General features: G+C 63.3%; 4 protein-coding genes and 1 pseudogene. 3 read left to right on the top strand and 2 right to left on the bottom strand.

All coding sequences use genetic code 11. From position 1 onward, the window contains the following. The first annotated feature begins 31 nt into the window (after positions 1–31). Entirely contained in the window at positions 32–3,475 is a 3,444-nt protein-coding gene (locus tag Mam01_RS16985) for a helix-turn-helix domain-containing protein (protein WP_204286295.1), read from the top strand. Positions 3,476–3,634: 159 nt separating this feature from the next. Here the strand turns inward: Mam01_RS16985 and Mam01_RS16990 are convergent, their stop codons facing one another. Then, positions 3,635–4,267 carry a flavoprotein gene (locus tag Mam01_RS16990; protein ID WP_239101379.1) on the bottom strand — a complete coding sequence of 211 codons (633 nt, stop codon included), beginning with the start codon at positions 4,265–4,267 and terminating at the stop codon, positions 3,635–3,637. Then, a pseudogene (locus Mam01_RS36710) lies at positions 4,201–4,692 on the bottom strand (transposase); the annotation flags it as partial. The gene Mam01_RS16990 and the pseudogene Mam01_RS36710, both read right to left, overlap by 67 nt. Positions 4,693–4,976: 284 nt before the next feature. On the opposite strand from Mam01_RS36710, the gene Mam01_RS16995 reads away from it, so the two are divergent. Together Mam01_RS16995 and Mam01_RS17000 are read left to right on the top strand one after the other, a co-directional pair. Further along, entirely contained in the window at positions 4,977–7,790 is a 2,814-nt protein-coding gene (locus tag Mam01_RS16995; protein WP_204286296.1) for a carbohydrate-binding protein, read from the top strand. Positions 7,791–7,880: 90 nt separating this feature from the next. Beyond that, on the top strand, positions 7,881–9,228 hold a 1,348-nt coding region (locus Mam01_RS17000), incomplete at its 3' end, for a ThuA domain-containing protein (RefSeq protein WP_204286297.1).

Raw genomic sequence — 9,228 nt, forward strand, 5'->3', positions numbered from 1 at the left:
TCCGGCGAGGTGAACCGAACAGGGGTGGAGTGTGAGTGAAGTCCGGAGGCCGCAGGAGAGCGAAGCCGACCCGGACGCAGTGAACACGGCGAGTGACTTGGCCGCCGCATTGAACACCCTCCGTCAGCAGCAAGGCCTCACTTATGAGGGTCTCGGCCGGGCAGTGCGGCCCGACTCCCTCCCCCGCAGCACGATCAGCGATGTGCTGAAGAACGGCCGACCCTCGCTGGAGACACTTCAAACTTTCCTGCGTGCATGTGGCGTCCCCAAGGCAGAGGTGCCGCGCTGGATTGCTGCACGAGATCGCGCGCAAGCAGCGACAATTTCCCGGCCGCCTGGTGCAGTGAAGGTAAGGAACGCCAATCCGCGACATTTAGGGGTTCACGCTGCTATTGAGGTCAGCGGATCAGTTGGGAAGCTACCTCTCTATGTGACCCGCGATGTGGACGTCACGCTCCGCATGCAGCTTGCAGCGGCAGTAGAAAGCAGTGGCTTCATTCTCTTAGTGGGAGGCTCCTCGGTAGGAAAGACGAGATGTGCCTATGAAGCTATTCTCGCAGCTCTTCCTGATTGGTGGCTGGTTCATCCGGGTGAGTCAGAGGATATCAGGGGCCTTGCAGCCGACCCCGTTGGTCGCACCGTGGTGTGGCTTGATGAGTTGCATAGGTACCTTGATGGTCCTAGAGGACTTACAGCATCTTTGCTGCGTAGCCTTCTCAGGACGAACCTATCAATCGTCGTTATCGGTACCCTCTGGCCTGACCGTTACATGGCGATGTTGGCACCTCCTGAAGTAGGCAAGGAGGATCCATATATGTGGGAGCGGGAGCTCTTGCGTCTTGCTGATGTGGTACAGATAGATTCCGACTTCAGCGTGACGGAGCGGCTCCGGGCTCAGGAAGTCGCCAAGCGCGACCCGCGAATCGCGGTCGCGCTTCGATCTAGAGGTTATGGAGTCACTCAGACTATTGCGGCCGCTCCACAGTTGATAGCGAGATATGCGAGTGCAGATCCATACGCACACGCGGTGATTACCGCAGCTGCGGATGCCACCTCAATAGGTGCGCAGTCTCCATTGACTGCTGATCTGCTGCGAAGCGCGGCTCCTGGATATTGTTCAGGCCAGGCCCGAGCTACTGCGCCAGCGAACTGGTTCGAGACAGCATTGGCTTATGCAACTCAGACTCTGCATGGCGCCGTTGCGGCCCTAACTCCTGTAGCTAGGGCGATGGGCAAAATTTCGGGCTACGCCATCACTGAGTATCTTGAGCAATATCTACATTCCCAGCGACAACTAACTGAGATTCCTCCAAGCACCTGGAGGGCTTTGATTCAACATCATAACTACCCGCCGGATCAAATACGTATAGCTGATAGCGCCCGCAGTCGCCTTCTTTATTGCTATGCAGAGCCTCTCTATGTGAAGGCATGGAACGCTGGCGATATTGCTGCGGCAAAGCGATTAGCGGAGATGCTTAAGCAGCAGGGAAGGATCGATGAGCTTGTTGATCTTTTGCGAAGTCTAATGGATTCTGGCGACTCTTACTCTGGCAGATGGCTGACCCAATTACTCAAGGAGGAGGGTCGTACTGCTGAATTGCTTAGTGTGCTGCGCATACGGGCGGAATCAGGCGAGACCGATGCTGCGCGGCAGCTGATACAAATATTGTCACAAGAAGGTTATAGCCAAGAGCTGATGTCGCTTTTACGTGAGATGGCCCAGAAAGGGGAGGTGTACGCAACTCGCCAACTTGTTCAGGTTTTGTCCGAGCGAGGTGAGGTAGACGAGTTGCAGGCCATGGCTAATCGTGGGGATCTTTATGCTGCTCGCTGCCTTGCAGAGCTCTTGAAGGAGCAGGGTAGGACGAATGAACTTCGAACTCTCGCAGATTCTGGGGACCCGTATGCTGCTAAGTGCCTGATGGAACTCCTGGGTAACCAGGGCAGAGTAGATGAGCTTTTGCCGCTGATGCGCACAGGTGCTAGTGAGGGGAACCCGTACGCTGTTCGTCAACTTGTTGACTTGCTCAAGGAAGAACGCCGCTACGATGAGCTTCTAGATTTGGCTGCGTCCGGCGAAACGTACGCTGCAAGACAGTATGCGGAGTTGTTGGTCCAGGAGGGGCGAATTGACGAACTGCGTACACGGGCCGATTGTGGAGATAAGTGGTGCGAAGAACAATTGCTGGACCTGCTGAGTGAGCAAGGGCGGACGGAGGAGCTGAGCGCTCGCGCGGACGCAGGAAATGACAGCGCTGCGAAGCGGCTTGCGGAGCTGTTGGTGCAGCAAGGCCGTGTAGATGAACTTCGATCTCGAGCTGACGCAGGCGATGACTATGCTAGGGAATATTTAATCACAAAAAGCTCCTTGATTCCCTCGCCTTTCGAAGAGAGAGGCGATCCGAAGTCGTCTTTGTCGACTGCGGGCTTTCTAAATTCAGCATATTCTGAAGAGGAAGTCCTCAATCGGTTGAGTGCCCGAGCAGATGCAGGAGACGCTGAGGCGGCTCGGCTCCTTATTCAGCTACTTGATCGGGAGGGGAGAGAGGAGGAACTCCTGGAGCTCTTAACCATGAGAGCGGAGTCGGGCGACGGATTTGCAGTACGTCGGTTGATCGAGTATCTGCGGCAGCATGAGCGCAATGATGAGTTGATCGCTCTCCTGCAGAAACAAGCGGACCATGGCGACATTTACGCCGCGCGACAGCTTGTACAAATACTTGCTCAGGCCGGCAATATAGAGGCGTTGCGACAGAGGGCCATTCTAGGAGATTCTCATGCCTTGCGATGGCTGATGGATAACCTGAAGGTTGCCGACGAGGAGGAAGAGCTGCTTCAAATATTATACTCGCGGGCCGAAATTGGCGATTCCTACGCCATTGAGCGGCTTGCCGAAGTGCTATTAAGGCGAAATCGTATTGGGGATCTGCTGCGATTGTTGCAGATATGGGCCAGTGCGGGCGGTGACGACCTGGCAAAACGCCTGGCCGAGATGCTGGAAGAGCAGGGCCATCTAGATATGCTGATCGATTTCCTCGATGACCGGGCACGTGGCGGCGATGAATATGCTGCTGAACAACTGGCTCAAATACTTGCAGAACGGGGTGAAGCTGAAGAGCTTCTGAGGATTCTTCGGCTGCAAGTTGAGATGGGAGTGTCTGATGCATCCAAGCGACTTGCGGAGCTGCTTGCGTCTGAAGGTCGGATTGAGGAACTTACAGCGCGGGCAGAGGCAGGGGATTATTATGCTTTAGAGCAGATCGTTGCGGTAATGAAACAAAATGGAGAGCCGGATCAGGCAATAACAATGTTGCGAAGGCAGGCGCAATCCGGAAACCAGCTTGCTGTCGAGCAGATGATTCTCCTGCTTGAAGCGCTTGGGCGTGGCGATGAAGGAACGCGGCTACGTCGCTTCGGGTTCAGTCCAGATGGGTCTGTTGCTAAAGGTCCGCTCGACTGGAGGGCGGATGATTAGGGTACCCTGTCTATCCTGTTCATCCTGACTACGTCATGTCTCGAGCGCTTGAGTTCTACCCCCTGGATTTTTATATTGCTGGATGCTAGATGGGTAAAACTCTACGGGTTGTAGTGGATTCTGCTAACGCCTCGACCCTAGTAGACCGAGAGCGTGAAGTCAGGATCTCAAATTTCCTCGAACCGCTCGAAGTGTTTGGCTGAGTTCCTCCCACGGAAATGAGATGGCTCCTGGTGCGCCTGAGTTGGGTGCGGGGAGGCGGTCCCAATCGAGGATCACCCGTACATCCCACTCTTTGAGCCGGGCCACGCTGCGGGGGAAGGCGGGATGCTTCGCGAGGGCGTGGTTGGGCCAGGGGACGGCGACGATCGGCAGGCCGAGCCCGAGGGCTTCGTTCAGCAGGCCCAGGGCCAGGGTGTCGCTGATGCCCTGGGCCCACTTGAAGGTCGCCGGAACGACCGCTATGGCGTCGGCCGTCGGCAGCACGTCCGGTTCCTCAGGCCGCTTGTAGTCGTGCCGTACGGGGTAGCCGGTGAGTGTGCTGAGCCGCTCGGCGTCGACGAACTTCGTCGCTGACGGCGTTGCGATGACGCAGACCGTCCAGCCATCCGCCTGAAGGCGCTCGACGAAGGCGGGGAGGTTGCCCGCCGACCGACCTCCGCACGAAGGCGGCCGGCGATTTGTCGTATCTGCTGGCGACAGCGCCGTGGCGTTTGAGGCGGTTGATGCCGCACTCCACCGCGTGGCGCCACTTGTACACCTCGGGGTCGAAGGCGGGAGGCCGCCTTGGATCCTTTGGCGCGGCGGTTGGCGTCCTGGTCGGCCTTGCGGGGGATGGTGGCCGTGATCCCGCGCTGCCGTAGGTAGGCGCGGTTGGCCGCGGAGGTGTAGGCCTTGTCGGCCAGGACGCGGTCGGGGCGGGTGCGGGGCCGTCCCACGCCCAGGCAGGGCACCCGGATGCCGCCGAAGACCGCGGTGAACTGCGTGCTGTCCCCGCGCTGCCCGGCGGTCAGCACGATCGACAGCAGCTGGATCCCGTCGACCAACTGCCGCTTTCTGAACAGCGACGGCCGCCCCGACCCGGCAGTAGCGGCTGCAGTACCGCCCGTTGGGCATCGGTGAGGTCGAACCGCCTCGCCACCGCTGAGGCGGCCGCGAGCGCGGAAGATGCCCTGCTCGGGGTGGATTGAGGAAGCGTTCGAGGTGGCCTCCCGCATTGGTCGGTCCGCGAGGGCGAGGTGGTGGCGATGTACTCAGGGCTGTACGAGGCGGGGCACAGATGTTAAAACACGGTTAAATCGTCTTGACGATACGAAAGTCGGCAACCTGACGACGAAATGAGCCCTGCGGAGCGACGAAAGGCCGAGTTATTGGCACACCTCGGGCCGATCTCCCTCGCATCACCCGCACCCCAACCATCCCGGGACCCCTCGCAGTACCCCGGCAACAGCGCGGCGGCGCGCCTTGCCTGGCTTAACCCCCCGAGTCAGGAAGGACCCCGATGTCACCACGTCCTCGGCCGTGGATGAGGCTGCTCACCACGATGTCGCTGGTCGCCAGTGGAGCGGCGGTCGCCGTGGCGACCGGCCCGGCGGTCCACGCCTCCACCATTCCCGCCTCCGACTACCAGCAGATCTCCCTCGCCAGCGGCGGCGCGGAGCTCGGCGAGCCCATGTCCCTTGCCGTGCTGCCCGACCGCTCGGTCATCCACACGGCCCGTGACGGCACGGTCCGGGTCACCGACGCCGCCGGCAACACCAAGCAGGCCGGCAAGCTCAACGTCTACACCCACGACGAAGAGGGGCTCCAGGGTGTCGCCGTCGACCCGGGCTTCGCGACCAACCGCTATGTCTGGCTGTACTACTCTCCCACCCTGAGCACGCCCGGAGGCGACGCGCCGACCACCGGCACCCAGGCGCAGTTCGACCAGTGGAAGGGCAACCTGAACCTGTCCCGGTTCACCCTGAACGCCGACAACACGCTCAACATGGCGAGCGAGAAGGTCGTGCTCCAGGTCCCCAACGACCGCGGGCAGTGCTGCCACGTCGGCGGCGACATCGACTTCGACGCGGTGGGCAACCTGTACCTCACCACAGGTGACGACACCAATCCGTTCGATTCGGCCGGGTACGCGCCCCTGGACGAGCGGACCGACCGCAACCCGCAGTTCGACGCGCAGCGGTCCTCGGGCAACACCAACGACCTGCGGGGCAAGCTCCTGCGGATCCACCCGGAGGCCAACGGCACCTACACCATCCCGTCGGGGAACCTGTTCGCCTCCGGGACGGCGAAGACCCGGCCCGAGATCTACGCCATGGGCTTCCGCAACCCGTTCCGCATGTCGGTCGACAAGCCCACGGGCATCGTCTACCTGGGCGACTACGGTCCGGACGCCGGAGGCACCGACGCCACTCGCGGTCCCGGCGGGCAGGTCGAGTTCAACCGGATCACCGGTCCGGGCAACTACGGCTGGCCGTACTGCACCGGCACCAACACCGCGTCCGAGACCTACGGCGAGTGGACCTTCCCCAACGGTCCCTCCCTCGGCAAGTACAACTGCGCGGGCGGCCCGGCCAACAACTCCTTTCGCAACACCGGCCTGACCACGCTGCCCGCGGCCAAGCCGAGCTGGATCAAGTACGGCGGCGACTCCGGCTCCCCGCCGGAGTTCGGCAGCGGCTCCGAGTCGCCGATGGGCGGCCCGGTCTACCGGTACAACGCCTCGCTCAACTCCAGCGTCAAGTTCCCGCAGTCGCTCGACGGCAGGTTCTTCGCGGGGGAGTACGGCCGCCGCTGGATCAAGGCGATCGAGGTCAAGGCCGACGGCACGTACGGTGACATCGGGGCGTTCCCCTGGACCGGCACGCAGGTCATGGACATGGCCTTCGGCCCCGACGGTGCGTTGTATGTGCTCGACTACGGCACGGGCAGCAACAACCAGGCCATCTGGAGAGTCGAGTACATCGGAGGAACCAACCGCAACCCGATCGCGAAGGCGTCGGCCGACAAGACGTCCGGACCGGCTCCGCTTGCGGTGACGTTCTCCTCGGCGGGCAGTTCCGACCCCGAGGGCGGCGCGCTGAGCTACTCATGGAACTTCGGCGACGGCACCACCTCCACCGCGGCCAACCCGAGCAAGACCTACACCACCAAAGGCACCTACACGGCTACGCTGACCGTCAGGGACCCCCAGGGGCTGACCGGGTCCGCGAACGTCATCATCACCGTGGGCAACACCGCGCCGACGGTGGCGCTGGCCCAGCCGGCGGACGGCCAGCTGTTCTCCTTCGGTGACACAGTGCCCTTCCAGGTCAACGTGAGCGACCCGGAGGACGGCACGATCGACTGCTCGAAGGTGACGGTTACCTATTTCCTGGGCCACGACAGCCACCGACACCAGATCACCTCGAAGACCGGCTGCACGGGCTCCATCGCGGTGCCGGTCGACGGTGAGCACGACGCCGCGGCGAACATCTACGGTGTCTTCGAGGCGTCCTACACCGACAAGGGCGGCCTGACCTCCACCAGTGCCCGCACACTCCAGCCGCGGCACCGGCAGGCCGAGCACTTCTCGGCGCAGTCGGGCATCCAGCTCGCCGACCACACCCCGGCGGAGGGCGCCAAGACGGTGGGCTACATCGACAACGGCGACTGGATCTCCTTCACGTCGTACAACCTGAGCAATGCCACCAGCATGACGGCCAGGGTCTCCTCGGCGGCCTCCGGCGGCACGCTCGAGGTGCGGGCCGGGTCGGCGACCGGCACGCTGCTGGGATCGGCGGCCGTCGCGAGCACCGGCAGCTGGGACACCTTCGTCAACGTCACCGTGCCCGTCAGCAACGCGCTGAGCGGCACGACCACGCTCTACCTGGTGTTCAAGGGCGGTTCGGGCAACCTGTTCGACCTCGACGCCTTCACCTTCAACACCGGCACCAGCCAGACGGTCGAGGGCGAGGCGTACACGTCGCAGTCCGGCGTGCAGCCGGCCGGCCACGCGGGGGCCAGCGGCGGTTACACGCTCGGCTACATCGACAACGGTGACTGGGCCGCGTACTCCCAGGTGAACACTCAGGGCGCGAAGAACTTCTCGGCTCGGGTGTCCTCGGGCGGCGCCGGCGGGACCATCCAGATCCGCTCGGGGTCGCAGACGGGGACTGTGCTGGGTTCGGTCAACGTGGCCAACACTGGGAGCTGGGACACCTTCACGACGGTCTCGACGACGCTGACCGGTTCGGCATCCGGAACCCTGTTCCTCACCTTCACCGGTGGCACGGGCTCCCTGCTCGACGTGGACACCTTCACCATCACCCGTTAGCGGCAGGCCGCGGTGCGGAGGCCGTCAGGCGTCCGCACCGCGGCCTGGCACGCCAGGACGAACGGCGTGCCGTACACGGAAGGACCGGCCATGCTCACAGTCTTACGTAAGGTGTTCCGGAACGCCGTGTTCCGGTGCGGCGTGGCGGCTGCCGCCACGCTCACCGCGACCGTGTCACTCCCCACGGCCGCGCAGGCGGCCGACCCGGCCTACAAGGTGCTCGTCTTCTCCAAAACGGCCGGTTTCCGGCACGACTCGATCCCGGCGGGCATCCAGGCGATCCGCGACCTGGGTGCCGCGAACAACTTCACCGTCACCGCCACCGAGGACTCGACGGCCTTCACCGCGGCCAACCTCGCCCAGTTCAAGGCGGTGGTCTTCCTCAGCACCACCGGGGACGTGCTCAACGACGCCCAGCAGACCGCCTTCGCCTCCTACGTCGACGGGGGCGGCGGCTACGTCGGCGTCCACGCCGCCGCCGACACCGAGTACGACTGGCCGTACTACGGGCAGCTGGTGGGTGCCTGGTTCAACAGTCACCCGGCGATCCAGCAGGCGAACATAAAGACCGAGGACGCCACGCATCCCGCGACCACCGGCCTGCCGGCCACGTGGACGCGGACCGACGAGTGGTACAACTACCGCACCAACCCCCGGTCCACCACGCACGTGCTGCAGAGCCTGGACGAGACCAGCTACAGCGGCGGGAACATGGGCGACCACCCGATCACCTGGTGCCACCCGCAGGCCTCCGGACGGTCGTTCTACACCGGCCTCGGCCACACGATCGCGTCCTACTCGGAGGCGAACTTCCGCGGTCTGCTGCTCGGCGGTATCAGGTACGCCGCGGGCATGGTGCAGGCCAACTGCGCTCCCCCCGGCAACGGTGGCGGCGGCACGATCGAGGCCGAGTCCTACACCTCGCAGTCAGGCATCCAGCAGGCGTCCCACACGACCGCCAGCGGCGGCAAGACGGTCGGCTACATCGACAACGGCGACTGGGTCGGCTACTCCTCGGTCAGCACCCAGGGGGCGACCGGGTTCACCGCCCGCGTCTCGTCCGCCGGAGCGGGCGGCACCATCCAGGTGCGGTCCGGCTCGCAGACCGGGACCATGCTGGGCTCGGTCACCGTCCCGGTGACCGGGAACTGGGACACCTTCACGACCGTGTCCACCACGCTGAGCGGGTCGGCTTCCGGGCCGCTGTTCCTGGTCTTCACCGGGGGAGCCGGCAACCTGTTCGACCTGGACACGTTCTCACTGACCAACTCCGCCGCGACCACGGTGGAGGCGGAGTCGTACACGTCGCAGTCGGGCGTGCAGCAGGCTAACCACACCACGGCGAGCGGCGGCAAGACGGTCGGCTACATCGACAACGGCGACTGGGTCGGCTACTCCTCGGTCAGTACCCAGGGGGCGACCGGGTTCACCGCCCGCG

This window comes from Microbispora amethystogenes, from assembly GCF_016863015.1.
GTDB classification, from domain to species: Bacteria; Actinomycetota; Actinomycetes; order Streptosporangiales; family Streptosporangiaceae; genus Microbispora; species Microbispora amethystogenes.

Bases quoted from the DNA above. Each gene is read 5' to 3' on its own strand.
- Mam01_RS16995 (WP_204286296.1), top strand. From the start codon at position 4,977: ATGTCACCACGTCCTCGGCCGTGGATGAGGCTGCTCACCACGATGTCG.